The organism is Mucilaginibacter sp. CAU 1740 (genome assembly GCF_039839285.1).
Taxonomy (GTDB): Bacteria; Bacteroidota; Bacteroidia; order Sphingobacteriales; family Sphingobacteriaceae; genus Mucilaginibacter.
Genome location: NZ_JBDOQS010000005.1, coordinates 255,398 through 281,391, shown reverse-complemented (window position 1 = coordinate 281,391; position 25,994 = coordinate 255,398). Strand labels below are relative to the sequence as shown.

At 45.1% G+C, this 25,994-nt stretch carries 24 protein-coding genes; 19 read left to right on the top strand and 5 right to left on the bottom strand.

Annotated elements, in window-relative coordinates; all coding sequences use genetic code 11:
* Positions 1-31 precede the first annotated feature (31 nt).
* Positions 32-1,537: an SMEK domain-containing protein gene (locus tag AAFN85_RS13610; RefSeq protein WP_347527931.1), complete on the top strand. Its 1,506-nt coding sequence runs from the start codon at positions 32-34 to the stop codon at positions 1,535-1,537.
* A complete protein-coding gene (locus AAFN85_RS13605; RefSeq protein ID WP_347527930.1) occupies positions 1,537-2,985 on the top strand; it encodes a hypothetical protein in 1,449 nt (482 codons plus the stop codon). The genes AAFN85_RS13610 and AAFN85_RS13605 overlap by 1 nt, the downstream gene beginning before the upstream one ends.
* A gap of 399 nt (positions 2,986-3,384) precedes the next feature.
* On the opposite strand, the gene AAFN85_RS13600 is transcribed toward AAFN85_RS13605, so the two are convergent.
* Positions 3,385-3,960, bottom strand: a complete 576-nt coding sequence (locus AAFN85_RS13600) for a hypothetical protein (protein WP_347527928.1) — start codon at positions 3,958-3,960, stop codon at positions 3,385-3,387.
* 815 nt (positions 3,961-4,775) lie between these two features.
* Between AAFN85_RS13600 and AAFN85_RS13595 the strand changes: the two genes are divergently transcribed.
* Genes AAFN85_RS13595 through AAFN85_RS13585 form a run of 3 tightly spaced genes read left to right on the top strand, consistent with a single transcriptional unit; the run spans position 4,776 to position 8,668 of the window.
* Positions 4,776-5,432, top strand: a complete 657-nt coding sequence (locus AAFN85_RS13595) for an RNA polymerase sigma-70 factor (RefSeq protein ID WP_347527927.1) — start codon at positions 4,776-4,778, stop codon at positions 5,430-5,432.
* Positions 5,420-5,698 (top strand): hypothetical protein, encoded by a 279-nt coding sequence (locus AAFN85_RS13590; RefSeq protein ID WP_347527925.1) that lies wholly within the window; start codon positions 5,420-5,422, stop codon positions 5,696-5,698. The genes AAFN85_RS13595 and AAFN85_RS13590 overlap by 13 nt, the downstream gene beginning before the upstream one ends.
* Before the next feature lie 30 nt (positions 5,699-5,728).
* Positions 5,729-8,668 (top strand): thiopeptide-type bacteriocin biosynthesis protein, encoded by a 2,940-nt coding sequence (locus AAFN85_RS13585; protein WP_347527923.1) that lies wholly within the window; start codon positions 5,729-5,731, stop codon positions 8,666-8,668.
* On the opposite strand, the gene AAFN85_RS13580 is transcribed toward AAFN85_RS13585, so the two are convergent.
* The gene (locus AAFN85_RS13580) at positions 8,652-9,356 is read right to left on the bottom strand and encodes a LytTR family DNA-binding domain-containing protein (RefSeq protein ID WP_347527921.1); all 705 of its coding nucleotides are present in this window, start codon (positions 9,354-9,356) and stop codon (positions 8,652-8,654) included. The two genes, AAFN85_RS13585 and AAFN85_RS13580, sit on opposite strands and share 17 nt — an antisense overlap.
* Positions 9,337-10,425 carry a histidine kinase gene (locus AAFN85_RS13575; RefSeq protein ID WP_347527919.1) on the bottom strand — a complete coding sequence of 363 codons (1,089 nt, stop codon included), beginning with the start codon at positions 10,423-10,425 and terminating at the stop codon, positions 9,337-9,339. Before AAFN85_RS13575 ends, AAFN85_RS13580 begins: the two co-directional genes overlap by 20 nt.
* A gap of 254 nt (positions 10,426-10,679) precedes the next feature.
* On the opposite strand from AAFN85_RS13575, the gene AAFN85_RS13570 reads away from it, so the two are divergent.
* The 3 genes from AAFN85_RS13570 to AAFN85_RS13560 all read left to right on the top strand — a co-directional run bounded on the left by AAFN85_RS13570 (position 10,680) and on the right by AAFN85_RS13560 (position 13,943).
* A complete protein-coding gene (locus tag AAFN85_RS13570; RefSeq protein WP_347527918.1) occupies positions 10,680-11,858 on the top strand; it encodes a hypothetical protein in 1,179 nt (392 codons plus the stop codon).
* 325 nt (positions 11,859-12,183) lie between these two features.
* Positions 12,184-12,417: a helix-turn-helix transcriptional regulator gene (locus tag AAFN85_RS13565; protein ID WP_347527917.1), complete on the top strand. Its 234-nt coding sequence runs from the start codon at positions 12,184-12,186 to the stop codon at positions 12,415-12,417.
* Positions 12,418-12,878: 461 nt separating this feature from the next.
* Positions 12,879-13,943: a hypothetical protein gene (locus AAFN85_RS13560; protein WP_347527916.1), complete on the top strand. Its 1,065-nt coding sequence runs from the start codon at positions 12,879-12,881 to the stop codon at positions 13,941-13,943.
* Positions 13,944-14,208: 265 nt separating this feature from the next.
* Here the strand turns inward: AAFN85_RS13560 and AAFN85_RS13555 are convergent, their stop codons facing one another.
* The gene (locus AAFN85_RS13555; RefSeq protein WP_347527915.1) at positions 14,209-14,616 is read right to left on the bottom strand and encodes a hypothetical protein; all 408 of its coding nucleotides are present in this window, start codon (positions 14,614-14,616) and stop codon (positions 14,209-14,211) included.
* Between the two features lie 677 nt (positions 14,617-15,293).
* Here AAFN85_RS13555 and AAFN85_RS13550 point away from each other — a divergent pair.
* The 3 genes from AAFN85_RS13550 to AAFN85_RS13540 all read left to right on the top strand — a co-directional run bounded on the left by AAFN85_RS13550 (position 15,294) and on the right by AAFN85_RS13540 (position 16,886).
* On the top strand, positions 15,294-15,560 hold the full coding sequence (locus AAFN85_RS13550; RefSeq protein ID WP_347527913.1) for a hypothetical protein: 267 nt from the start codon (positions 15,294-15,296) through the stop codon (positions 15,558-15,560).
* A gap of 189 nt (positions 15,561-15,749) precedes the next feature.
* Positions 15,750-16,361 carry a GNAT family N-acetyltransferase gene (locus AAFN85_RS13545; RefSeq protein WP_347527911.1) on the top strand — a complete coding sequence of 204 codons (612 nt, stop codon included), beginning with the start codon at positions 15,750-15,752 and terminating at the stop codon, positions 16,359-16,361.
* Positions 16,362-16,385: 24 nt separating this feature from the next.
* Complete coding sequence (locus tag AAFN85_RS13540) at positions 16,386-16,886, top strand: hypothetical protein (RefSeq protein WP_347527910.1); 501 nt, start codon at positions 16,386-16,388, stop codon at positions 16,884-16,886.
* 136 nt (positions 16,887-17,022) lie between these two features.
* Here AAFN85_RS13540 and AAFN85_RS13535 read toward each other — a convergent pair whose 3' ends face one another.
* On the bottom strand, positions 17,023-17,904 hold the full coding sequence (locus AAFN85_RS13535) for a DUF72 domain-containing protein (protein WP_347527909.1): 882 nt from the start codon (positions 17,902-17,904) through the stop codon (positions 17,023-17,025).
* A gap of 289 nt (positions 17,905-18,193) precedes the next feature.
* Here AAFN85_RS13535 and AAFN85_RS13530 point away from each other — a divergent pair, with 289 nt between their 5' ends.
* The 8 genes from AAFN85_RS13530 to AAFN85_RS13495 all read left to right on the top strand — a co-directional run bounded on the left by AAFN85_RS13530 (position 18,194) and on the right by AAFN85_RS13495 (position 25,931).
* Positions 18,194-18,967, top strand: a complete 774-nt coding sequence (locus AAFN85_RS13530; protein WP_347527908.1) for a DNA-formamidopyrimidine glycosylase family protein — start codon at positions 18,194-18,196, stop codon at positions 18,965-18,967.
* A gap of 466 nt (positions 18,968-19,433) precedes the next feature.
* Positions 19,434-20,285 (top strand): helix-turn-helix domain-containing protein, encoded by an 852-nt coding sequence (locus AAFN85_RS13525; protein WP_347527907.1) that lies wholly within the window; start codon positions 19,434-19,436, stop codon positions 20,283-20,285.
* 63 nt (positions 20,286-20,348) lie between these two features.
* Positions 20,349-21,182, top strand: coding sequence for an NAD(P)-dependent oxidoreductase (locus AAFN85_RS13520; protein WP_347527906.1), 834 nt, complete (start codon positions 20,349-20,351; stop codon positions 21,180-21,182).
* Between the two features lie 204 nt (positions 21,183-21,386).
* Positions 21,387-22,277: an SDR family NAD(P)-dependent oxidoreductase gene (locus AAFN85_RS13515; RefSeq protein WP_347527904.1), complete on the top strand. Its 891-nt coding sequence runs from the start codon at positions 21,387-21,389 to the stop codon at positions 22,275-22,277.
* 12 nt (positions 22,278-22,289) lie between these two features.
* Complete coding sequence (locus AAFN85_RS13510) at positions 22,290-23,090, top strand: AraC family transcriptional regulator (RefSeq protein ID WP_347527903.1); 801 nt, start codon at positions 22,290-22,292, stop codon at positions 23,088-23,090.
* 516 nt (positions 23,091-23,606) lie between these two features.
* Positions 23,607-24,680 (top strand): hypothetical protein, encoded by a 1,074-nt coding sequence (locus tag AAFN85_RS13505; protein WP_347527902.1) that lies wholly within the window; start codon positions 23,607-23,609, stop codon positions 24,678-24,680.
* Between the two features lie 682 nt (positions 24,681-25,362).
* Entirely contained in the window at positions 25,363-25,635 is a 273-nt protein-coding gene (locus tag AAFN85_RS13500; protein ID WP_347527901.1) for a DUF3276 family protein, read from the top strand.
* Positions 25,632-25,931: a UPF0758 domain-containing protein gene (locus AAFN85_RS13495; RefSeq protein ID WP_347527900.1), complete on the top strand. Its 300-nt coding sequence runs from the start codon at positions 25,632-25,634 to the stop codon at positions 25,929-25,931. The genes AAFN85_RS13500 and AAFN85_RS13495 overlap by 4 nt, the downstream gene beginning before the upstream one ends.
* Positions 25,932-25,994: the final 63 nt, after the last annotated feature.

Genomic DNA, 25,994 nt, shown 5'->3' with positions numbered 1-25,994 from the left:
AATTAATAACCAGGTTGATCGAAATAAATTTATGAATAGAATCGACCACATTAACAAAATAACTACTTATACCGCCAGGTTTGTATTGGAAGTTGAAGGCTTCAATGCCACAAATCAATATCATATTAATATACACGCGGAAAGCTTCCTGATACCTGTGCTGAACGAAACTTTTGGTTTGGAACTGGAAAACCTTAACGCCACTCAAAAGAAAAATTACCCGGCTATTGATTTAGCGGACTTTAAAAACAGAGTTGCCTTTCAGGTTACATCAACAGCCGATTTCGACAAAATTAAAGGCACTTTAGAAACTTTTGCAAAATACAAGCTTAATGAACAGTTCGAGGTGCTTTATATCTATATCATTACGCATAAGAAGGAAAAGTATAACCAATCCAAATTATCGGATGTTATCCCAAATGATTTTATTTTCCATACCGATGAACATGTTTTGGATAAGGACGATCTCCTAAAAAAAATCAATGCTATCAGCTCTACACCTAAGTTACATGCCATAGCGAAAATATTTGAACATGAATTCTCAGAAGTTCAGATTCAAACCCGGCAGCAAAAATTTGTAAGCGGGTATTTGAGCAATGAGTCTGAAGCGATTCTGCCAAATATGCTACGGGTCACTTTTCCGACTTATCTCTATAAAGCAGAATTGAATATCACCAACGAAGCCGAAATAATCGAGGAAGTTAACCGCTATCTGATTGCTAATGAGCGGAAGCCGATCAAAAGCATGAAAAAAGGCAAGCTTATAAAAAGTGCTTTAAGGATGAAATCGGTTTATTCGGCGGAATGGGTGACCTATGAAAATTGCATTTTTACATTTATTGACCTATCCGATCCTTCGGAACCCATGCGACAGATCATCGAAAAAGGCAATGTAGAACGTTTTGAATGCGCGGAATTTTACGAAACCAATTATGACTATAAAAGGATTTTCAAGCATTTGCTCAGAAATACAATGATGGTATTTTGCAAGCAAAAGCAAATTGAATGGTTTGAACCGAGGGGGATATTTCGTTTCGCCAATAACCAAAAAGTGCCTAACCAAAAGCGGCTTAAATGGAAAGGTAAAAAAGAGGCCACAAAAACGGTAATCTTTGAAATGATAAATAAAAAGGAACAGCATATTATTTGCTACAGAAATCTGGCTTTCAGAGGGTCGTTTCTTGACCTCGGCGAAGACTGGTACCTGGTTCTTAACCCTACCTGGAGTTTTACCAATCCCGGTGGATACAAGGAAAGTCGCTTTGAATCAGATTATATGGCCGGTATCAAACGCATGGAAAATAATGGTGCCGTTTGCAATTACTTCAGATTTTTCAGCTATTATTTTACCTATGTAGATCTATTTACAAGGGAATACCCTTATTTGAAATTGCATCCTGTCGAGCCGTTAACTATTTCTCCAAAATTAGAGGAGGCTACTTGGAATCCGGCAAAAGTCCCCTTAAAAAAAGGAAAAACTTTGGAAGCCGAATTACAGGTAGATAACGAATTATCAGATAACTCTCTCTTTGAATAATGAAATTAAGATATATCGAAGAACCCTCATTGCAATTTGGAACCGACCAGCACATCTGCCCGAAGCAAGGTATATACAACTATACTCCGTTCGATATATCTAATGTCCGACCGGAAAAAATAACAATAGGAGTAATAGGTAAAGGTGAAAGTGTGGACAAAGTTTTGGAATGGATAGAAAGTTGTAAAGCTCACATTGCCGGAAAGGAGAGTAAAAACCCTCACCCAACTTTATTTATGAATTTTTGTGGATTCAACAAAGATATCGGGTTTAAAAGCGAAGTTGTTTATGATGATACCTACATCCGTAAGATTAATAATGGTGATTTCGATGCCATTATTAAATCCAAAGCGAATCTTGAAGAAAGAATAAAGGAGATTGCCGGTTTGTATCTGACGGAGATAAAATTTTTGACTAAAAATAAAAAGCCGGATGTTGTCATTTGTGCATTGGGTGAAAATTTTATAACATACATACAAGACAGCGAAGTTGCACCTGTTGATGACGAGGATGAACCTGATAATGATGAAGATTCTGATTTCAGCGAGGAAGAAATTTCGATTAAAGAGCAAAATTTCAGACGGTATTTAAAAGCAGCGGCAATGCAGTATAATATACCTATTCAGATCGTAAGGGATAGGATCGCTAAACCAACGTCAGAAATGCAGGATACTGCAACGATCGCCTGGAACTTTTTCACCGCATTGTACTATAAAGCTTCGGGAACGCCTTGGGCATTGGTCAGAAAAGATTCGGCCGAAACCACTTGCTATGCAGGGATCAGTTTTTTTAAAAGCCGCGATAAAACAACAACCCAAACCAGTATTGCACAAATATTTAACGAACTCGGTAAAGGCGTAATTTTAAGGGGCGAGGAGATCACATTAAAGAAGAATGACCGAACACCTCACTTGTCAGAGGAGCAGGCTTTCAATTTACTTACTCAATCATTAAAAGAATATTATGATGCAATAAAAATATTTCCTAAACGCTTGGTACTTCACAAAACTTCTAATTTTAATGAGGGCGAGATATATGGTTTTAAGCAGGCCGCTAAAAACTTTCATATTAATCAGGTCGATTTGGTATCTATTCAACAATCAGACATTCGGCTTTATCGGTTTGGTGGCTATCCTCCAATGCGAGGCACCCACCTTCATTTAAGCGACCAACATCACATTTTATATACAAGAGGATCAGTGCCTTATTATGAAACTTATCCAGGCATGTACATCCCAAGTGCTTTGGAAATAAAACTGGCATCTTACGATGAATCACCCAATCTGATATGTGACGAAATACTTGCGCTTACCAAAATGAACTGGAATAATACGCAGTTTGATCGCAAATTTCCAATCACTATTGAATGCGCAAGAAATGTGGGTGAAATTCTGAAGTATTTAAGCCCAACAGAGGAAATGCAACTGAAATACAGTTTCTATATGTAGAATCTCGATAAGAAACTATCCAGTGGCCAGTAAGGACCTCGTTGAGTTGTTATACGAAAGTTACGAAATAACCAGCAAGCTGTCTGCGTAAGCGTCAAATCATGCCGTATTAGTCCAAATTACAGTTGAGAATCGGTTGAGAAGACAGGTATAAGACTTGCCAGAATGTTAACAAAATTTTCCTTAAAGGAAGTTTACTTTTTTCGATTTAACCTCTTCTTAGAATTGAAGTGCCAATTTAAAACTAGGTGTTTCTGCGTTAGCAATTTAATTGTTAATGTAAATTCGATCATTTAATTCCATTGCCATTTCCGCTCGTACCTATAACTATTGTTTTGACTGTTTCTTAGCCTTTTTTGAAACTGACTTATATCTAATATTTTTTTAGCGCATAGTCCCTTAATTGGAAAAGATATTACTGTCGTTGTTTCCTACAATGTCCAGAAGCTGATACCAATATTCCCTCGATCCCTTAACTCTGAATTTTCTCACTAATAAAGACCGAGGCTCCCGATTTAATAAATCTGTTATCCTACGGGCTTCAGTATTAATAGCAATTTGTACTTCCTCCGGCAGCTGTGTTAGTATTTGCTTAGATGTTCTTGGCTCCTCCAAAAAACTTCCGCTTAGGAGTTCATCCAAAGCCTCTATTAGCCCGTGATCACTATATTTCTTACGCTTATCATCTGTTTTTCGCGTTCCGACGAGTGCCTCTGTTTCTCCTGGCAAATCTTTTTTCAACGGAAATTGCAAATCTGGGTTTGCCAACTTATAATATTTTGTTCCAAAAAAGTTCGCGATTTTTATCATAGTTGATAACATGATTCCACGTTCACCATCAATCATTTCTTTAAAGGCATTTGGACCCATTTTAATTGCTCTTGCAAGATCTAAATAGGAAATTTCAAAATGGTTTAAATATCGTATTACTTGCTCGCCAAATTCGAGATGCTCAGTTGAAGAAGCTTGTTCCAATGATTTAATTATTAGATCGAAAAATCATTTGGTTTTTCGATTATTATTTTTACATTTGTTTTGTAATAAAAGCGACAAAAAGGTGAGGCATGAATTTCATGTCTTACGAAACGAAGTCTCTCACACGAAAAACCGCCAAGTTTGCCCGTGAGATGAACCGTGAGTTCGCCCGTATGACTGAAATATTTTATCTTAGTGATAATATATCGGTCGGGCGAGTCTTGCGTAAGTCATTTTGGGGGCAAAGCTTCAGTTGAAAAACTGAAGTTTGGGTACTTGGCGGTCCCATCGTCCAAAATGCAGTAAGGCTCGCCCGTTTGGTATTAAAACCTTTATTGCATTTGGTGAAGAAACTCGTTAAAACATTATAAAAAATGAAAACGAGAAACGATAGCCAATACCAAAGCCTGCCAAAAGCCGCCCGGTTGTTTGGTTTTTCTGCTGTTTTCTGTTTTTCTGCTTTAACTGATCCGCATTGTCGGCCGGTTATAAAGAACGTACACAAACCCCCTGAGTAATCCTTTTGGATTACTTACCGGATGTTATTTAGGGTAATAGGTATTTCTAAAAAAATGGAAATACGTATTGCAGGGGATAGATTTGTTTCAAAAATAGCCATAATCTTCCTCATTTGCTAACCGAACTACTGGCAATTTCAGTGGTAGCGGAAGGGTTATGTCCTGTTGTGTTCAGCAACGGATGTTATCTTCCTGTTGGTTACCTTAAATAACTGATCTTTAATAAACCGACCTTAAAACAATTTCCCGGATGTCAGCGTGATCGGAGGATAGATGGCCCATGTAAATTATAGTTCATTGTCAGATTCTGAGATTTGTACACGGATTAAGCAATCCGACCATTCGGCCTACACGGAGATTTACCATCGCTATTTCGATCCGGTTTTCCGGCATGCATTTAAAAAACTTCGCGACGAGGATGTGGCCCGGGATATTGTGCAGGATGTGTTTGTGAATTTATGGGTGAAGCGGAACGCTTATAGCATTGAGGTGAACCCGAGGGGGTATTTGTTTACCTCGGTCAGGAACGGGATCTTCAATTTCTGGGCGAAGGAAAATGTGCGGAGCGCTTACTGGGATTCGTTCGTGGATGATTATCCGGTGGAGCGGTACACGAATGCCCCGACCGATCATAAGATCAGGGAGCAGCAGCTGATGGAATATATTGACCGCCAGGTGCAGGGTTTTTCGCCGAAGATGCGCAAGATCTATGAACTGAGCCGCAAGGAACAGTTGAGCCATAAGGAGATCGCCGAGCTGCTGGATACCACGGAATCGAATGTGTCCAAGCAGGTAGGTAATGCGCTAAAGATATTACGGGCGAAACTGGGTTCGGTTTTCTGGCTGTTGTTCCTGGTATTGATCTGGTTCGTGGTCATGGGAGCTGATCGTTTTAAACTTTCACTTTTTAGTGTGATGGAGGTGGTTATGATATTTAAAAAATGGGGCTGGTAGTGCAGCTCAGGGATTCTGGCCTGCAAAGCCCGGAACAAATACTGCGGGTGTTTTTCCGGCTGTACGATCCGGAAGCGGTGAAAGCGGGCCTGTTGCAGGTGTTCGGCGCGGTGGTGAAGGCGAATGACGCAGAAGGGAATATTGACCTGCTGGGACTGGATGAGGTGGCGGTCCTTTTCGATGAGTTACTGAATTTAACGAGAGCGGTGGAGGCTTTGATCAGCGATCCGCCGGAGCGCTGCCCGGTTTGCGGGCGGGTTGAGTAAACGGGGTGTGTTAAGATTTAAAAACAAAATATGGCAGATACCGGGCATATTGTATTTCTGGATAAGGTTTTCGTGAGGAGGCCTTACTACGAAAGTTCGGCTTATGAGGTGGGTAAGCTGCGGGATGTGCTGAAGAGCAATGTTTTTAAGAACGCGATATGGCTTGCTTCTGCGGCTTTCTTCGAAGTGCTGGAGAAAAAAGGGTTCGCGTATGATCTGCTGAGCGCGAAGGAACGCCTGACGGCGCTGAAGTTCTACAACCGGATGAGTTTCAGGGGGACGCCTTTCGGCGCTTTTGCTGCCTTTGGTCTGGCGGACTGGGGGGCTGATCGAGGGAAGGGGAAAAAGGAGGGTTACACGCTGCACCTTTTGCCATCGGTGGAAAAGGAGTTGGGCGTTTTACGGGCTTCACCGCTCACAGGTAAGGTGCTGATCGCCGTTAACCCGACGCTGTACCGGTTAAGTTCGGGCTGGCGGTACTATCGTTACGAGGAGGATAGCAAGGGGAAATTGTCTTTCCCGGTTTACCTGCTCCGGTATGACCCGGCGGATGAACTGATATTGGCTTACCTCGACGAAAAACCTTTGGCATTGGCTGAGCTGGTTAGCTACCTGGTGGAAATAACGGATTGCACCAGGGAGGAGGGGGCGGAGCACATTGCAAGGCTGATCGATGAGCAGGTGCTTGTTTCTGAACATGCTTTGTCTCTTTTGGTTGACCGGGTTATGATCGGGCAGCGGAAGGTGGTTTTTGATGAGGGCCTGCGTTTGTTCGATGCTGCTGCCCGGAAGGATCTGGGTTTGGCGCAGGATGATGTGGGGAGGGCATTTTATGCGGGTACGGAAATGCAGGGTGCGGCGGGCTTGCCGGCAGCATGGCAAAGGGATATCCTGGAGGCTTTGAACATACTCGATTTGCTGGCCCCGGTTGCGCCGAAGAACAACGTGGATAAGTTCAGGGAGGCTTTTGAACAGAAGTTCGGGGAGCGCAGTGTGCCGCTTCTGGAAGCGCTTGACCCGGACCTCGGGGTGGCATTTGACAATGAGCAGCAGCCGGATGAACACGACCTGTTAAAGGGTGTGGTGTTCAAAGGTTCGGTTGCGAAAAACGAGCAGTTGAACTGGACGCCGGTGCACCGTTTGCTGACGAAACTATGGTTGCAAAATACCAAACGGGGGCAATGGGAGCCGGTGGTGATCACTGCATCCGATTGTGCTGAACTGCCGGGGAATACGCTACCGTTCCCGCCGTCGACGAGCGTGTTCTGTTCCTTGCAGGGCGGAAAACTGGTGTTCCAAAATATCGGCGGGGCGACGGCCAATGCATTGACGGGGAGGTTCTCGGTATTCAGTGATGATTTTGAGGTATTTTGCAGGGAAACGGCCAGGCAGGAATGTGAAGCTAACCCGGGTGTTTTGTTCGCGGAAATTGAGCAGGTCAGTCACCGCGGGATCGATAATATCAACAGGCGGAAGCAGGTCTACGAACACGTGGTCCCGTTGAATGCCTTTCCGGGAGAAGGCGGTATTTTACCCAAGGATATGGATGTCCTGGTCAGGGGGGAAGAGGTTTTGCTGGTGCACCGGCCTTCCGGTAAGCGGATCATTCCGCGTTTACCTACGGCGTTCAACTATCATCATAATGAAATGCCGCTGTTCCGGTTTCTGTGTGCCTTGCAATTTAAGGGGATCAGGGCCAATTTTGATTTTGACCCGGAGAAGGTTTTTCCCGGCCTCAATTTTTATCCCAGGATCGAATACGGCCGTTGTGTGATCAGCCTGGCCCGATGGTATGTGGATGAGGCGGAGGTTGCGGCTTTGGTCTGTCGTCCCTTGTCGATCAGCAGGCTTCATTTGTTCTGCAGGGAGCGCGGTATCGCTTCGGTGATCTCCATGGGCAGGGGTGACCAGCAATTGTTCTTTGACCTGGGTAAGGATGAGGAGGCGCTGTTCTTTTTAGAAGCCATAGGCGATCAGGGTCGTGTTGTGCTGACGGAGTCGCTGGTAAGATCCGTTGACGGCTGGGATCGGGCTGATCCTTTCAATTCGCAGTTCGTGGTGTCTTTGCGGAACCCGCAAGCGGTTTTTCAGGGCTTGCAGGTTATCCCTTCATCCCGGTCGGCGGTGCGGGAGTTCCACCCGGGATCGGAGTGGATCTACCTGAAAATATATGCAACGTTCCAGAGTATGGAACAGCTCTTGTTGCAGGTGGTCCTGCCCTGGATCGGGGAGCATCAGGATCGGATCAGGCGATGGTTCTTTGTTCGTTATGATGATACGGGCAGTCATTTAAGGCTCCGTTTGCTGGTGGATCCATCGGCTGTAAAAGACCTGCAATTTGAATTGCAATCGCTCCTTAATCCTATTGGTCTTTCGGGACTGGTGCAGAGGTTTTATTTCGATACTTATGTGCGTGAGCTGGAGCGTTATCACGGGGAGCTGATCGAAGAAGTGGAGGAGGTTTTTTACCGGGGAAGCGAGGTGATCGCTGCTAAATTGACCGGCGGGGAAATGAAGGATGACGGCGATCTGACCTGGCCGGTAGTCCATTGCTACCGGATCGTTTCGGCTTTTCTTGGAAGTGGGTATGATAAGATCAACAGGCTATGCGCTTGGGCGGCAGGGGCTTTTTTTAAAGAGCATGGCGGGAGCAAAGACCTGAAACGGTCGATGGATGAACGCTATCGCGAAATACGGCCGGCATTGTTAAGATCGATCGAAAGCGGACCGGGCTACGGTGATGATCCGCTGATCATCGCGATCAAACAGCTTGATGAAAAAGCGGGGTCTTTGAAGGATGGGGAACGGATGAAGCTGATCGCCGATATCGTCCACATGCAGGTGAACAGGATCTTTGTCAATGAACAGCGCAGGTATGAGACATTTATATGGCACTGTTTGTCAAAGTTAGTGGTAACCATGGCGAAAAAGCAGGCTTCTGTTGAAGTTTCTGTTATGGACGGCCCTTAATGGTTAGCTTTTGCAGGTCGGCCATAAACGGTTCCTTGTACTGTCTTCCGATAGGGACCACTTTGCCGTTCTTTAAATAGATCTGTCCTTTTTCGACTGCCTGCACCTGTGCGAGGTTGACAACGTACGAACGGTGGACCCGGGAAAATTGGTTTGCGGGCAACCAGTTCTGGATCTCGGGTAGTTTGTTCATGGCGGTGATCCTATCAGCTGATGTAGTGATATGGACGATGTTGTCATCGCTTTCGAAAAAGATAATGTCCCCGATCATGACCTGGACATATTTGCCCTTGGTCTCGGTACGCACGAAAAAGAATCCGGCAGGGGCGGGTGGTTTTGTGTCGCCGGGTACCTTTTTAATGGCGTCGAGAAAACGCTCATAAGAGAATGGTTTCACGAGGTAGTCTACGGCGGATAACTCGAAGGCCTCTGGGCCGTAGTCCCGGAAGGAGGAGGTGATGATGATCTGGGTTTTCAAAGTGATCAGCCGCGCGAAGTCGAGGCCGTTCATTCCCGGCATTTCAATATCAAGAAAGGTCAGCCGGGGTGGGGCAGGGGAGTTATAAATAGTTAAAGCTTCCACGGGATCTGTAAATGTTGAATGCAGTTCCATGAATTTTGTTCTTTGAATGTATGCAGAAAGTAAAGTGATCGCAGGTGGTTCGTCGTCAATGATGGTCACGTTCATAGGCTAAGTTAATGTTGAGTTCGAGGCTGAATAGTTCATCTGTCTCTGTGATGTGAAGGTCGTAATTATTGGGATAGGCGTAATCGAGGCGCAGTTTTGTATTATTCAGGCCAATGTTGGTGCCTTTTTTATGGGTGCCCTGCGGTTTTGGAACGTTCATGCTGAAGTATCGCAATCTGCCGTCAGGGCTGATGCTTATTTCAAGTTTGCGGGGCGTTTGCCGCAGGTCACCATGCTTGAACATGTTTTCGGTCAGTGTGATGAGTACCAATGGTATGATCGGGAATTCTCCAGGCTCACCTGTGATATTCAATTCCAATTGCACCGTTTTCTGAAACCGGTATGAGTTCAGCTCAATGAGGTTTTTTAATTGTTTTATCTCGTTTTTTAAAGGGACCCGGCCTTGTGGGTCTGCGTCTTCATAGCTGAAGCGCATAATATCCGAAAGCAATAGTACAAGTTTTGAGTCTTCTGGAGAATGTATGTAAGCCGAGCTGTAGATCGTGTTCAAGGTATTGAACAGTAGGTGGGGATTTATTTGTTGTTTTAGGAAGGCATTTTGTGCTTGGGCGAACTGATTATCTAAATCAATTTTGGCTTTTTCAGCAAGCGCGCTTCGAAGCATAGCCTCTGTTGTGTGGCGACGAAATCTGCCAAAATTTATTGCCGACCAAATTACAGTAGAGAAATAAAGATATTGAATGGTTCTGTTAAAATCTAATCCAGCTGCAATTTTCAGACTTTGACGAAATTGCATTGGAGGAACTGTATTTAACATGTAGAAATAATCCCTTGCTATTTTGATTGCTACGGAAATAATGATTTCAATTATTACTATTCCGATTATTGGAAAATAACGAATTGAATAGCCTCCAACGTAGCGACCCAATGAGTAAAAATGCCAGTAAAAGAGACCGATGTTGCATGTGTAAAAGAATAAGACATTGGACAATGGCATAGCCATTTCGAACACAAAGACTGAGAAACATAACTCATAAAAGATATATATGATCCAACAGATAGCATGATTTACAATAACGCGAAAAGTCGTGTTTGCAATAAATTTCATGGTGGTAATTGTCGTTTACCCGTCCTGAAATGCAATTTACATATTTATTAACTGAATTATCAAATACTTATTAATATTAAATAAATAATTATGAAAAGAACAAAGCAGTTAAAACTAAATGAACCGAAAACTACAAAATTGTATGTGAGTTCAAATTTTATTGTTGGACTTCCGACAAATTCTAATGGTACCGATCCGACTACAACTTGTACTTCAAGTATTTCAACCACTCACATTTTTAACCGATAATCAAAATGCTGAAAAACGAGCTTGAAATATTGACAACCGTGTTTGCTTCTAAGAATGGAGTAAGTGTGGCTGCTCATAAAGCAAAGCTACCGGATTTTAGCAAAGTGGTTTTAGACGGCTGTGATCGCGCCATGCAGGCATGGGCGGTCGCGGCCTTTTCTGATCATCCTAACGAGTCGTTAATTCGTTACTTTGATTATCATTTCAAATTTTTGAACGGGCTGATCGCTGAGCATGCCGATGATCCTTTACGGGATCCGTTAAATGAGCTTTGTAAGCTCATGGATCACCTGTTGCTTTTTTACGGCAGCTTTATCAGCTGCGGGCTATTAATTACAACGAGATACCTGGGCTATCGGTGCCGGTTGTGGGGGGCGAAGTATAAAGAGTTTGAGGACCGGTTTTCTATTCTCAATAACGATAAAGACCTTTTGGATTGCCTTAGTGTATGTTTGTCGCCGTTCTATTGTAGTTCTCCGGGAGAGCCTTTGAAGCTGAGCGCTTTATTTTACCGGGAGGCGCTGCTCAATGAATTGGCCGGCAGGAGATACCATGCGGATCTAATGACCACCGAATGCCTGATCTCGGTTTTGATCTCCTATAATTTTAATCATATACGGTTCCTGGCTTATCTGCGGAAAAGGACGATCAGGGGCTTGTCGGGTGTGGCTAATTCTTCCTTTTCGGTATATTTCTGCGAACAGGGGAATGAAATACCAGCCATTGATACTGCCGGTGGCCGGTGTTATGATCCGGATTGGCCGCATATCGCGACGATGTACAAAGATTGGCTAAATGACTATGCGGCATTGCTGGAAATTACGTCAGGGAAGAATGCTGAAATGGTTGTCCAAAAGGTGCCGCTTGCCATTTCTGTGAAACAACTGGCTTGCCTGATCCGTGTTTTTTACGAGAGCGGGATGTACGGCAATACGACTTTAACGGCGATCTTCGATCATGCTGCGACTGTTTTCACAACAAAAAGGCAGGAGCATATTTCTGCGGAAAGCATCAGTAATGCTTATTATGAGCTCCCGCAGTCTTCTGCATTAAAAATTAACCGGATGTTAGGGAAAGCCATGGATTTCCTTAAACCTTACTGTTTCCCTGGGGAGGCTGCAACAGGTGCAACATTTTTATCTCTGTCAAAAAATCTACCAGCTCCCCGAACCACACGTGATTAAAATTTTCTTGTGCCAGTAAGTCTGCGGGTTTGGTATCGAGGACATCCTGGATGGTTGTAAACCCCATTAGCGCACTGCCATCTTTCAGGTTTTGGCTCACCGGCAATTCATTGAATGGCCTGGATAGTATCTCGGTATCCTGCATTGTTGTTTTTATTAGTTTTGATCCTGGGTATCGTCGGTTATGTTTGTCCGATGACCGGATTTATCGCGGAACATATTTGAGCTATATATGATACAAATTTAATAAATTGTATCATATATGAGTCCGATTAGGTGAGTTTTGTGGCGCAATTTCGTTTGTGTGAAGAACGGGCGAAATATATTGGCTGAAAAAATCTTTAGCGAGCGGCTCAGGGCCATTCGTGAAGAAAGAAACCTGAGCCAGCATGAGTTGGCCACGGTTTCCAATGTCAACCGTTCCCAGATCGCAAAGTTCGAACTCGGAAAAGCAAATCCGACCCTTGATAGCCTCGTTGATATCGCTTTCGCATTGGAGGTGGAGTTAAGTGACCTGATGCCGATGTTCAGGTACAGGGACGAACGGGCTGCAGGATAGTCTCTTCCTGTCTATGTCATGCTTACTCTTTAATTTAAAACGTCATTTTAAAGAACAACAAGTGGCTTTTGCTATATGCGAAATTTCTATTTCAAATTAATCTCAACTAAATAAACTTTCAAATGTTCTTTTTAGAAACATCAACTATGAGAAATCCATTTGCACGAAAATACGATGCCTGATTATGGATACCAACTGCTATGACCGCAACTTTGGCTATAGGAGCAGGTATCTGGTTTTACTTGAGAAGAAGGAACCGTTCAGTCAGCAGGATGGGAGCGCCGGCAGGATTATCTGAAAAGCAAAAATCCACAGAAAAACAAACGTAAAACAGATATATATGAACTTGCGGAATTAATAAATCATCAGCGAATCTGATGAAATTCACTTTAAATACAAAGGGCAGGTGTGCTGCTAAAACCTGCTCTTATTCGTCTTTCACCTATACCAATTCTTAACCGATGAACCGAATCCATTACTCCCTACTGCTCTGCTTACTCCTGTCAATATTCGCAAGTTGTAATAAAGGCAATGACAGCATTGATCCTAAAAATTCTCAATCGACAGATCTGGATTTAAACGCCAGCTTCCAGGCCAGGCTTGCCAGCATCGACACAGCTTATCACCCCCGGCAGGTTGTTACGATAGCCGGACATAACGGGGAACGGGGATACATGGATGGGAAGGGTCCGGAAGCGTTATTCGACTCGCCCTGGGGCATTGAATTGGCGCAGGATGGAAGTTTATTAGTAGCTGACCCGGGTAATAATAAAATCAGAAAAGTAACCACCGATGGCGTGGTTACGACCCTGGACATAAGTACAGCAACAGATGGCTCAGATTTTACGAGACCATATTTTATAAAACAAGGCAAAGATGGAACCCTGGCTATCAAGACTGTTGATATTGAATCGAGGTTTTGGATAGTAAAACCGGCAGGAAAAACTACGGTGACTACAGGGCCCCGAAATGGTTTTTACGGATCGATAGCAAAGGATCCTTTTAATGATATTTACTGGACCTGCGGTATCAACATTGGCAAGAACAATGTTTTTACGGGGTTTGTAGAAAAGTTTTTGCCCTCTGGTGCTGTTGGGGTAAACGCTCAAAGCTTTCCGCCATCAGCGTTCACAGGAGATATGAATTCAGGCACACCCATCATTTCAACCATATTCGTTGGATATGACAATATCAAATATCTGGTTGTTAATGACAACCAGATTTATAAGCTAACACCATCCGGCTTGCTCAAGCAGCTTTTTACAAACTTTTACTTCGACTCGCCTATAACAGATATCATTACCAATAAAGATAGCCACACCATGTACGTTTCTTCAGGTGGCAATATCTTTGGCATATCAGAAAATAAACTCTATCGCCTCGTTGGAACCGCTAACGGTGACGGACACGATGGGATTGGAAGTGGTGCCAGCGTTTTGGCGTTTAATCTGGCTTTATCAAAAGATGAAAGTACATTGTATTTTACCGATTCCCGCAATACCATAAGAAAGCTGATATTGAAATAATTCCTCCAGTTGGATAAAGTTATCAAAGGCCATTGAGCCCGGATCCAACCTCGCCCAATTTGAAGGTGTTAAAAAGCTTTTAACTCTTTGTATATAGCTGATTATTTATTCGTAAGACAGGATCATACCAAATTTAAAAAATAACTTTTGCTTTTTAGGTTAAGCCGAAGGGACTTTGAAATGAGAACTCCATCTACTTCGACCGGACTAATTTTTTTTCAATATATTCGCTGGACCTTGGCTATGGGCTCAATTTGACTTTGTATCAGCAATTAGGGTTCTGGCTTGCCACTTCCGAAACCTCGAAATCATCTATAAAATGATGGAAATTTAATTGTGCGGCATTGAACGCTTTAAGTAATTCTTGAATTATGGCCTTCGTGCCTTCGATTGAAATTATATAAGTCTCGAATCCCTCCAATGTAACCAATTGATGATTCACAAGGATCATCATAGGTTCTGATTTCCTTGCGATCGAAAGCATAAAAAATTTACCTAATTGAGCAAAGAATAAGCCTTCCGCACCAGGGGTTAAAGGTGGTTGCCGACTCCTGATTTTAAAGTATTCATTAATCATTTTTGCATTGGTAGCTATTCCGCCAGGGTGAATGCATAAAAAGATTTGCCCGGCAAAAACGCTGGCGTCATTATGTAACAGGATTTTAGGCCGCATTATTTTGTATAATGGTTGTTTAAGTTATTCTTCTAAAATAGATATGATCGAATATTTTAGACACGGCCGGTGATAAGGCGACGTGCTTTTGACTTACAAGATAATAAATAAACCTATCAGTAAGTGTTTGGCAAAAAAGCATTAGTGATCTAACAACTGAAATTTTTTTGGCAATTTGAAGTTGTCGAAAAAAATAAGATATGACAGGCAGAATGTATTCTAATTTTTTGATTTTTATTTTTGTTTAGCTCAAAAGAAGAGGAGGGTGAAAAAGAAGGATCAGGTCTTTAAGGTTTTCAAGCCTTCCGGATATCCAATTAAAATTGGGGTAAGGAGAAATATATACGGGTTATAAAGGTCTTTGAGCAACTTTTATGCAATCATAGGGATTGGCAAGATGGTATTTTATTTAAAATTCTGCCCCTTGTGCAGGTAATCCGCTGCGTCGTTGTCGAGGATCTCCCTGCGGTATTTGTCGAAAAGTTTGGGGAAGACGACGAGGTTGGTGGTGCCGGTTTCATCTTCGAGGGTAATGAAGAGACTCCTGTCCCGGAGTAGTCTGGCGATCAGTTCTTCTTTGCTGCATTCATGATGTCATGATTCTTGGCTTACAAATTATACTAATATTTTTAGCAAGCCCAGTAGCTTTTTACAATTTATTTTTGAACTTTGTTTGCATGAAGAGTCAATTGTTCCATGAAAGCCCGAAAACGGTGCAAACAGGTGCCGGGAGATGGGTGCGTATCTTCCCGGATAAGGGGAAAGGCTATGTGTTGTATGACCTGGTGCATGGCCACGCGATCGGCCGGATCCTGGTCGATGAACAGGGTCACTGGATCTATGACGGCGTGGTATTGCCTGTGGAAGAGCAGGAGGAAGTGGCCGGGCAGATCATTGGTCATCAGAACGAGATGAATGCTTTGCTGCGAACGGTGGGAATTTAAGGGCTGTTTGGGCCTCTGCTTTTTTAATTTAATTTCAGCCCCGGTTATGGGACAATTGCTACGCCTACATTTTGAAAATAAAGACCACAGCTTCAGGATCTTGAATACGGAGCCGGTTTCGCGCGAAACAAATGTGATCGATCTGACGTTGGATGGGCATTCGCTCAGGATCGTCAGGTCTGGCCGGGATTGGGCGGCGGAAATGCCGGTGGAAGGGATAACGGATGGCCTGATCAACGCGATCGCGAAGAACATTACGCTACGTTTCCGCATATGACCGTTATTGAAAATGATGCCCACCGGATCGACCCTTTAGGCCCGGACGATATCCTGCACTATGAACAGCTTGCGCTGGAGATCTACCAGTTGCTTTCGGATGAACATACGTTAAAGTTTTTGCCGCAAAAGAAGCTGGCTTCGGTGACGGCGGCGCAGGACTGGCTGAGTGCGGCGATCCTGAATTTTCATTCGGGGCGGAACCAGGTCCATTTGATCCGTTCGAAAAAGACGGGGGCTTTGCTGGGTGTGATCGATGTGATCCCGCCTGCGGTGGCGAGGGAACATTACCAATTGGCTGAATACCCGTTTTTCCTGGAGTTTTACCTTAAAGGCAGCGCAAGGGGGCAGTCGCTGATGTCCCGTTTATTACCAAAGGTTATCTCTCATTTGCAAAGGGACGGTATCGATGAGGTAGCTGCGGTGGTGAATAGACAGAATATCCCGGCTGCCAAGGTATTAAGGCGGGCAGGTTTTAAACTGTCCGGTACGTTTGATCATGCACAGGACCTGTATTGTTGTTGATCCGGCTGCGGATGCAGTTTCTTGATGAACCGCTTAAAGCCAGGCCGATGCCTGCGCCGAATGCGGTGCCGATGGCCAGGTTATGCATGGCGCTTCGTCGTGTTGTTCGAGGATTTGGCGGACGTGATCGGGATCAGCATTGCTTTTGCGGGTATCCTGCTGAGCCAGCTGCTGGATGACCCGCTGATCGACGGTATCGCTTCGATCCTGATCGGTTTGCTGCTAACGGCAGTAGCGGTGCTGCTTGTCCGGGAGAGCCGGAGCCTGCTGATGGGCGAGACCGTGGACGCAGATGAACTGGCGGAGGTGAAAGCGCTGATGGAAAAGCAGGCGGGTGTAGTAAAGACCGGTTTGCAGCGTTCCATGTACCTTGGCCCGGAAGAGGTCCTGTTACAGGCCGACGTGATCTTCGAGAATGCTTTACAGGCCGATGAGATCGCCGGGATCATCCGGCAGCTCCGGGAACAGGTACAACAGGCCTACCCGCATTACCGGCACGTGTTTATAGAGGCGGTGGTTTCCTGAACGAGGGAGAGGCTATCCGCAATACAGCTGCCCGGCTAAGGGGAGATCGTGCGATTCTGGTATAATTCAGATTCACTGGATCCTGTGAAATATACCCACGTGATCCTGACGATCCAGGCGCCATTGGTTTAACCTGCTATGAATTGAGGCGGGCTAAGCGATAAGCCGGGTTTAGCGTTAACTGTTCAATAAAATAGGCGCAGGCCTGTGGCACATACCTTTCGTCGTTCTGGTGCATAAAGAACCAAAGCTTTTGAAGGCCCAGTTGCTGCCATGTGGTGATGCGGGCCACCCAGTCATCCATGCGTCTGTAATCACTTTCATGCAGGTTATTGCCTACAAAGCGGATCATGGCATTGGGGGTGGTCAATTCCATGTGTACGCAGTCGCGGCGACCGGCGGTGTCGGAGATCACGGTTCCTACATGCAAGCTTTTCAGGAGTTCGAAAAAATCTTTCCTGGCTTCCTGGTCGACAAACCAGTTTTTGTTGCGGATCTCCACGTGTACTTTGATGGCGGGATCTAATCCTTCCAGGTAGTTTTTTAGGTTCGTGAAGCTTTTCGGGGAGAAGTTTTCGCCGAGTTGCAGCAATAGCGGGCCAAGGTGGTCGCCAAAGCCTTTCAGGCTGTGATAAAACTTGTCAGTATTTTCCCGCGCATTGCCCAGCCTGCTGATATGGGTGATCAATTGCGGGAATTTCGGGCAGAATTTGAAGTCCGGGTTGCTGATCTGCGTGGCCCAGTTGCTGATCTGCGCTGCGTTGTAGATGTTGTAGAAGGTCGGCCCGAACTCTACGGTATTAAAGTTTTGGCTGTAGCGGATGAGGAGTTCTTTATCGTTAGCTTTTTTGGGGTAAATGATGCCTTTCCAGCTTTTTTCGCCCCATTTGGGTGCGCCGATGTAGACCTGTAACGGTGCTGTGGTTTGCTGCCTTTGCAAAGCGCTGAGCGTTGATGCGCTGTCCGGCGCTAAGCTGAAGTCGATCTCACTGAGGTCCTGTACGTGCCCCAATTCCATAAAAGCAAATTAAGTGTTATTTGCGGAGTTTGCATAGTATATTTGAGCAATGGGACTCAAAAATCCTTCTTCCCGGTTTGCTCTGGAATATGCCGGTCAGCCGGTCGATTGCCAGGTCGTAATGCAGGACGAAGGGTATGATATCCTTTTCGATGGCCGCTGGAAGGCGTCTATGGCGCATACGTAAGACTGGACCTGGATACAATCTTCCGGCGTGATCCTGCCGGAATCGGTGATCGGGGAGATCGGCCTTAGGATGGAGAGTGAATACAAATAATCAATTGAAAAGATGCCTGAAATACCTGATCTGAATATTTTTAGAAAGAATCTTGTTGAAAAATTAGCGGGAAAGACCTTAACGCAATTCCATGTGCTTATTGACCGCAGGCTCAAGCAACCCGAAGAGGTTTTCCAGGAGGCGCTCGAAGGACAGACTATGACAGACATTGACCGTGTTGGAAAAGAGCTGCATTTCAAATTCGGGAACGGCCATGTCCTGGGCCTTCACCTGATGTTGCACGGGAGTACGCATTGGTACCAAAAGACGAATGAGAACCGTTTTACGATTGCAGAATTGCTGTTCAGCGATGGTACGGGTTTGGCGATAACAGACTGGCAAAAGGCGGTGATCCTGACGCTTGACCCGGCACCGGTTAAAGTACCGGATGCGATGGCTTTGCCAGATGGTTACCTGGCTACGGCTTTGGCTAAAAATGCGCGTTCGATCAAAACGGTGCTGACGGATGGAAAGGTTGTCGGGGGCATCGGTAATGCTTATGTAGATGAGATCCTGTATGCGGCGCGGATATCGCCTTTTTCCAAAGCGAACCAGATACCGGCGGAACAGCTGGAGGTGCTGGGCAAGGCGATCGTCGGGGTATTGAGCGATGCGGAGCAGCATATCCTGCAATTGTTCCCGGATACGATCACGGAAAAGGAAAGGGATTTTTTACAGGTGCACCGGCCAAAGCAAAGCGTTACCCTTTCCGGTGAGCCTATTCTAAAAGCGGAGATCGATAAACGCAAAACGTATTACACGGCAAGCCAAGTGTTATTTGAATAGGTTTTCCTTTATGTATGTGGTAAACTGAATGTAAGACGGTATTTATGGTGTACCGAAAATTTGCTGGCCCTGTTGGCTAGGTTTGAAGGTATGCCGATTGAATAGTATAATTATTATATTTGATATTATATCGGGCAAGACCCCTTGCCTATTGTGATAAGGTTTGTTGGATGCATTGAACAAGTTAGCTAATCATACAGATAAAAGCAATTCGTTTGTTGTAGCGGATTATTTAAACTTTCCTAATGAATTTTTAGCGACCTTATTTGACCAATCCTGCAATATCTTAACGGTCAGGTTGAGAACAACCAATCTGCTTAAGATCCGATTTGTGCAAAGCAATATAAAGCGTTGATTAAATTTTTAGTATTTGAAGTATACTTATAAATCGCCCAAATGTCTGCAATTTCACAGCGGTTAATAATATCCATGCTTGCAGGAGGTTTGATTTTGTTAGTTTTGGACAATGGAAACTGATATACCGGGACTGCGTTGGGAAGATCTTAAACTGAAAGGTTTTAAGGTGCACGAATTACCCGTTTCTACGGATGCTCCGGTCAGAAGTGGCCGGCGTGACTTTTATAAGATGGGTTTAATGAACGGCGAAATGGTCATTGACTATGGTGGCCGTATCCTGGAGTTGAAAGGCGACGTGTTGTTTTTTGTAAACCCCCGGATACCACATTCCCTGGTCAAAAAGATCAGCCGCACCAGTGGCTACGCTTGTACCTTTACCGAGACATTCATGAACAGCAGGGAAATGCAGGATTCCCCGCTCTTCAATGTTGGCGGTGATCCGGTTATCCCGCTGGATGAAGAACAAACGGTATTCATGCGTAGCATTTTCCGGAAAATGCTTGCGGTTTATGAAGGGGACTATCCGCACAAAGCGGAATTGATCAAAAGCTGCGTGGGGCTGGTTATTCACGAAGCGCTGCGTATCCGGCCCGATCAGCAAACCGCAACGGTTAGAAATGGGGCGGGGCGTATTACCCACCTCTTTTTGGATCTGCTGGAAAGGCAATTCCCGGTCGAGCGTGGCGATGGCCCGTTAGCGCTGAGAAATCCACAACAGTTTGCAGAGCACCTCGCTGTACATGTCAATTACCTCAACCGTGCCCTCAAAGAAGTGACCGGTAAGCCGACATCTGCGCATATTTCCGCGCGCATCATTGCAGAAGCGAAGGCCCTCCTGGAGCATACAGACTGGAGCGTGGCCGATATTGCTTATGCTCTTGGCTTTGAATATCCGGCCTATTTTAACAACTACTTTAAGCGGCTCACGGGTGCAACACCCAATTTCTTCCGGAAGGTTTGAAAATCATAATTATTGGTTTGATGATGACCGATAAAGGTTCCTGCTTTCCCGGAACTTTGCTTTATGAAAATTTTAGTTACAGGAGCAACAGGAAAGGTCGGGAGCAGGTTTGTTCCCCGCCTGATAGCCAAGGGCTATGATGTTACCATATTAGTACGGGATGCAAATAAGGCTTTACCGGGAGCCCGGGTTATTGTCGGCGATCTTTATGATCCGGCAACCCTACAGCCGGCATTGGAAGGTATGGATGCTGTGATCCATCTGGCAGCTTTATTCCGGACATTTACGGATAACGAGGGGATTATTAAAACAAACCATTTCGGCACCGTCGAATTGGCAAAGGCGGCTTTGGCTGTGGGAGTCAAACGCTTTGTATTTGTGAGCACCTCCAATGTTTATAGTTCGGGATATGGTCATCCGGCCAAAGAAAGCGATATCGTAAATATCAATGACCCGCGGGCTTATGCTGCCAGCAAAATAGCGGCCGAGCAGCAGTTGCTCAAGCTGGACCTGGATGTGCGTGTGCTGCGTTTGGGCTTTGTTTATGGTGATAAAGACCCGCATATCGCGGAGATCATGCCCGTATTGAAAAATTGGAAACGACACCCCGGTTCAAGAATGCATATGGTCCATCACCTGGATGTAGCCCAGGGTTTGTTTATGCTATTAGAGCAGAAAGGGTTGAATGGCGAGATCTTCAATATAGTGGATGATGCGCCGATCTCACTATTCGAATTAGCCGACTCCGTTGGAAAGGCTGCCGAGGTTTTTGACGGAGAACAGGGGCCTCTGGCTGACCCTTTTGAAGGAATTATAGATAGTTCTAAGATTCGCAAATATGGCTTCCGTCCGCTGGTGCCCAGCTTCTTTGTGGCACGCGACCTGGACATTTTATAATATTGCCTTTTCGACCATTGCAGGCGGTGTTTTTTCCATCCTTATTCCGAAGCATCGTAAGCTGCCCTTGGGTTTGGCCTGAAGGTGCTGATGCCGCAGATACTGGGAGGCTGTCGAAGTTCCTTGTAAATTGAACGTTTGAGAAAAGTAAATCTGGACGTTTCAGTAAACCTGCGGCATCGGTATATGGCCGAGTTTTGTGTTATGGAAAAAGCATATATCATCACCGGGCCGACATCGGGTATCGGAAAGGCCACGGCTTTAAAAATGGCGGGATACGGCAAATTGATCCTGGTTGGCCGTAATTTTGAAAAGCTCAGGGAAACACAAGCGATGATCGAAAACAATGGTGGCACGGCCTTGCCGGTTGTTTGCGATCTGTCGGATATGGACAGCGTGCGCAAGGCAGCGCAGGAAATTGTGGCGCTGGGTTTACCTATCGCTGGTTTACTCAATAATGCGGGAATTATGCCCGGTAAGGCATTACAGAGCATGCAGGGTTGGGATCTGACCTATGCGACCAATCATTTAGGCCCCTTTGCACTGACCGAAGCATTGATGCCGTCTTTACCGAATGGCGCAAATGTGGTATTTATTGTCTCGGCAATCGAAGACCCGGAACGCAAGCCCGTGAAAGCAATGGGATTGAAGGGCGGGCGCTATATCTCCGCGGAAGCCAGCGCTCGTGGGGAATGGCTGAAGCCAGGATCGAAAATAGCGGGTATGGATGCCTATGCGACTTCTAAACAGTGTTTGCTTGCTGCCTCCCTATATTTAGCTCAGGAGCATAAGCGTCTTCACATTAATGCGATCGAACCTGGCATTACCCGTGGTACCGGGCTTGGTGCAGGCAGTACACCTGCCTGGATACATGGGCTGTTCGGAAGATTGATGGCGATCCTGCCGCCATTCTCGCACTATGCCAGCACACCGGAAAGATCGGCTGATGTGATTGTGGCCGTTTTAACGGATACGTCAGGTAAGACCGGGCAATATATCAGTGAAAAAGGAGTGCCTATGAAAGGTTCGGCATTGGTTCACGATCCGGTTTTCCGGGAAAAGGTTGTGAAGGAAACCCGCGCACTTTTAACTTAACTTTGAATTTCTATGAAAGTTGCCGTAAATAAGACCAGGCTGATCGGCCCTCCGATAGCCAAGGAAGCCTTTATCGCCGAACATTTATTTTTCTACTTAGTGGAAGGAGGGATGCAGGGCTTTTACGGTGACCAGTACTATACGCTGGCAGCGGGGCAATACGGATTGGTTCGCAAGAACCGGCTTGGCCGGCAAACCCATGTACAGGGTGAGGGATATGCTGAAAAAGTGATCTTTGTTTTTGATGAAGTTTTTTTGCGGGCCTTCCAGGCGAAACATCAGCTGACGACGGTAAATTTTCAAACCGATCACGCATTTTTAAGCCTGCCAGCCAATGACCTCATCCCGGCTTTTATTGATTCCCTGCAACCTTATTATGATCCAAGCGGACAGATGGACCGGTCATTTTTTGACGTCAAACGGGAGGAGTTACTTTTGATCCTGTTGCATATACAACCCGAACTTTCGGCCATCTTTTTTGATTTTGCAGCTCCCGAGAAGATCAACCTGGAAGCTTTTATGAACCGTAATTTCCGCTTCAACGTCAGCCTGGAGCGCTTTGCCTTCATGACGGGACGCAGCCTTTCTGCCTTTAAGCGCGACTTTGAGGCGATCTATCACCAGACTCCCAGCCGCTGGCTTACGGAAAAGCGTCTCCGGGAGGCGCACTATCTGATGACCAGTGAAAACAAACGCGTGTCCGAAATTTACCTCGACCTGGGATTTGAAAGCCTTTCGCATTTTTCGGTTGCTTTTAAAAAACTTTTCGGCTACCGTCCCAGCGGTTCTTTACCAAATATACCGAACGGTTAAAGAGGGCGATCTCCAAACCTAATCGCAATGTTCACCAACAGATCGGGCCAACGCCGGTGGGAACCCAATGACATGTTCTCTTTTAAAATAAAAGCCCCTAAACGCTCGCCGCCGGGACTTTTTCCTAAACCTTATCACAAAGAGACTTTGTAAAGTCTCAGATATTCAAATATGCGATTTATCCATTAATTAAATAGTATTTGATTAAAAGTACAGCTCGCAACGAAGTTGGCAAGGCCGGGGAGTAATCATTCGTTCAATCCATTCTACGCTGGATTTTTTATTTGTGACCAGCTCCGCGATCATTTGCGGCATAACATTGGCAGGCTGTCGAATAAATTTGAAGTAGCGATATACAACCCAAACGCAGCAGGTATCTGTCAAAAAAAATCCTGTAGCACATAATCGGGTCAGTTTTCTTTTATATGGCACAATTTGCTATCCTATTTAAAGAAAAAGACCATTTAATGCATGTTGCTTTTTATATTTACTGGTAATCAAGTACTTAAACCAGTTATGAAAAGCCTTGCATTTGCTGTACTATGCGTTAGCTGCGCAGTTGTTTTTAATTCCTGTAAAAAGGAGACAACAAAAGCCCTTAAGGAAAATTGGGGCGAGAATGCATCAAATTTAGCTTCGTTATCATCGGGCCCAAGCCCGAATACATTGAGGATAACAACCGTTGCCGGACAGCCATTTCATTTTGGCTACGCTGATGGACCCGGTAGCCAGGCCATGTTTAACTATCCTTTGGGGATAGATTTATCAGAAGACGGGTATTTGTATGTTGCTGACGTTATAAATGATAAAATAAGAAAAATACAGCTATCTGATAATTCCGTATCAACGGTAAGCATACCTCCGGCAGCTGACGGTTCCACTATTCATAATCCTTACGTCGTAAGGCTTGCCAGAGACGGAACGCTGAATATTATGCAAGGCCCTAATATGATATGGATCGTAAAAACAGACGGCACAGTTCTAACGCCGGATAAACCTGCTGCAAATGCAACCTTATCTCCCGACATAGAACGCGATCCTTCAGGCAATTTTTTTTGGATAGGCGAAGTAGATCAAACGGTAAATCCGAATAACACGATAAGCTCCAAAGCCTATCTCAAAAAACTTTACGTTAATCCTGTTACAAATGTCGTTGGTAGTTCGCCATTAACATTAAATGTTAATGGTATTGAACAACCGGACAGAAGCGATTTTGATATCCTGGATTTTTATCCCGGTTATAATGGAGTAAAATATGTGGTCATTAATCACACCAAATTGTATGCACTAAGCTCGGCTGGTGTGTTTACCCGCATTTATAAAGATTTAGATCTGCATGAAATTTACAGTATAGTCTCATCTAAAGATAGCCGAACCATTTACCTGGCCGAAAGCGGACAAATAAAATGTATTGCCGATGGAGTACATAAATTTTTGGCCGGCCCTAACCCCAAATATCATGACGGAAGGAATGGCTTTGGGTCTGAAGCAGATATTTTTGCCGAGAAACTGGCGCTTTCTAAAGATGAAAACACGCTTTATTTTAGCGATGTAAATACCGGCACTATCAGAAAAATGCAGTTGAAATAATAACGATTTTACAGCAGTTATGCTGTTGTAATGTTTTGCATCAATATCCGGGTGTTTCCTGTTGGGGCATGTGCGGGTATAGGTGACCGGTACGGCTTGGTTGCGATGGAAGCAGGTTCACCTTCGCTTTGCGCGCTGACGCGCACGCCGCTGCGGTTCACCAGCTTTCACCGCAGAGGCAACCACTGTCCTTTTGGTTTCGCTCCGCCAGCGCAGGCGGCTGAAGCCGTACCTGCGCTGACCAAAACGCCAGCCGTTGCTGTTTTATCTTTAATGATTGTATTTAATTGATGAAAATGTAGTTGTCCTGATAGGTGATAAAAACGGTTTGTCCATCGATGTGATAGACGTAATCAAAGCACATCCTGAAATCATGCAGTTTGATGCGTTTTTTTTATAATATGTTGTACACCCTCTGTATGGCGGCCGTATCCCGGTCCAAAGCCTTTTGTTCTTCATCGGGTTCTTCAGGTTTAATGCTTTCTACTGCGTTTTCCGAACAGCGGCGGTTGTTGAAGGCCGTGCGGCAAATGTCGTTGCAGGATTTCCTGTCGCTGCGCCCGGTGCCTAACGGCTGGCCGCATTCCCGGCAGGTTTTCGTTGGTTCTGTTTCCTTGCTTTTGTTTTGTCGGTTTTGATTTTGGATGCAGCAGTTTTGTGGTAGAATTTAACCGATACGGCCATGGAAACAGCACATGGAACCCAATACCCTAACGTGGATAGCAAAAGTTTTAGCCACGGCAAAAAACATTATTTTATTGATGTAAAGAAAGCGGTGAACGATAGTTGTTTTTTGCTGATCACTTCGAGTGAGCAGTACGATACCGATAAGTTTCACCGGCAAACGGTTCAGCTCCGGGAAGAAGACCTGGCTTTCTTCGTGGAGGCTTTGTCTATGGTTTTATCAAGGATGACCGCCGATGACGGCGCGCGTTTTTTTGAGCGGCGGAAATGAAGGTGGTACAGGATCCGGTAGGGGTATTGGCCTTGCCGGAGCATGACCGCCCGCGTGAGAAACAGCATGGTTTAGGTGCGGGGAAATTGAGCAATACGGAATTGCCAGCTATCCTGCTTAGCATTGGCGGCGCAAGAATTTGCCGGTACTCAGCTGTGCGAAAAGTGATGAAATTTGTCAGGGATGATCCGGAGCGTTTACTGACGAGGACTGTGGAAGATTTCTGTGGGTTCTGTGGCTTCAACTTTTGCCTGCGGTTAAGTTTTGCAGTCATTATACCGGCTACAAGCCTGTAGTTGACTGAAAATTAAGGATAATCAATGCAACGGAAATCGAAGTCCAAAATGCCCGGTATTAAA

What these genes read in the sequence shown, in the direction of transcription:
- AAFN85_RS13610 (WP_347527931.1), top strand. Translation starts at nt 32, where the DNA reads ATGAATAGAATCGACCACATTAACAAAATAACTACTTATACCGCCAGG.
- AAFN85_RS13605 (WP_347527930.1), top strand. Translation starts at nt 1,537, where the DNA reads ATGAAATTAAGATATATCGAAGAACCCTCATTGCAATTTGGAACCGAC.
- AAFN85_RS13590 (WP_347527925.1), top strand. Translation starts at nt 5,420, where the DNA reads ATGGGGCTGGTAGTGCAGCTCAGGGATTCTGGCCTGCAAAGCCCGGAA.
- AAFN85_RS13585 (WP_347527923.1), top strand. Translation starts at nt 5,729, where the DNA reads ATGGCAGATACCGGGCATATTGTATTTCTGGATAAGGTTTTCGTGAGG.
- AAFN85_RS13580 (WP_347527921.1), bottom strand. Translation starts at nt 9,356, where the DNA reads ATGAACGTGACCATCATTGACGACGAACCACCTGCGATCACTTTACTT.
- AAFN85_RS13575 (WP_347527919.1), bottom strand. Translation starts at nt 10,425, where the DNA reads ATGAAATTTATTGCAAACACGACTTTTCGCGTTATTGTAAATCATGCT.
- AAFN85_RS13570 (WP_347527918.1), top strand. Translation starts at nt 10,680, where the DNA reads ATGCTGAAAAACGAGCTTGAAATATTGACAACCGTGTTTGCTTCTAAG.
- AAFN85_RS13560 (WP_347527916.1), top strand. Translation starts at nt 12,879, where the DNA reads ATGAACCGAATCCATTACTCCCTACTGCTCTGCTTACTCCTGTCAATA.
- AAFN85_RS13555 (WP_347527915.1), bottom strand. Translation starts at nt 14,616, where the DNA reads ATGCGGCCTAAAATCCTGTTACATAATGACGCCAGCGTTTTTGCCGGG.
- AAFN85_RS13550 (WP_347527913.1), top strand. Translation starts at nt 15,294, where the DNA reads ATGAAGAGTCAATTGTTCCATGAAAGCCCGAAAACGGTGCAAACAGGT.
- AAFN85_RS13540 (WP_347527910.1), top strand. Translation starts at nt 16,386, where the DNA reads ATGAACCGCTTAAAGCCAGGCCGATGCCTGCGCCGAATGCGGTGCCGA.
- AAFN85_RS13535 (WP_347527909.1), bottom strand. Translation starts at nt 17,904, where the DNA reads ATGGAATTGGGGCACGTACAGGACCTCAGTGAGATCGACTTCAGCTTA.
- AAFN85_RS13530 (WP_347527908.1), top strand. Translation starts at nt 18,194, where the DNA reads ATGCCTGAAATACCTGATCTGAATATTTTTAGAAAGAATCTTGTTGAA.
- AAFN85_RS13525 (WP_347527907.1), top strand. Translation starts at nt 19,434, where the DNA reads ATGGAAACTGATATACCGGGACTGCGTTGGGAAGATCTTAAACTGAAA.
- AAFN85_RS13520 (WP_347527906.1), top strand. Translation starts at nt 20,349, where the DNA reads ATGAAAATTTTAGTTACAGGAGCAACAGGAAAGGTCGGGAGCAGGTTT.
- AAFN85_RS13515 (WP_347527904.1), top strand. Translation starts at nt 21,387, where the DNA reads ATGGAAAAAGCATATATCATCACCGGGCCGACATCGGGTATCGGAAAG.
- AAFN85_RS13510 (WP_347527903.1), top strand. Translation starts at nt 22,290, where the DNA reads ATGAAAGTTGCCGTAAATAAGACCAGGCTGATCGGCCCTCCGATAGCC.
- AAFN85_RS13505 (WP_347527902.1), top strand. Translation starts at nt 23,607, where the DNA reads ATGAAAAGCCTTGCATTTGCTGTACTATGCGTTAGCTGCGCAGTTGTT.
- AAFN85_RS13500 (WP_347527901.1), top strand. Translation starts at nt 25,363, where the DNA reads ATGGAAACAGCACATGGAACCCAATACCCTAACGTGGATAGCAAAAGT.
- AAFN85_RS13495 (WP_347527900.1), top strand. Translation starts at nt 25,632, where the DNA reads ATGAAGGTGGTACAGGATCCGGTAGGGGTATTGGCCTTGCCGGAGCAT.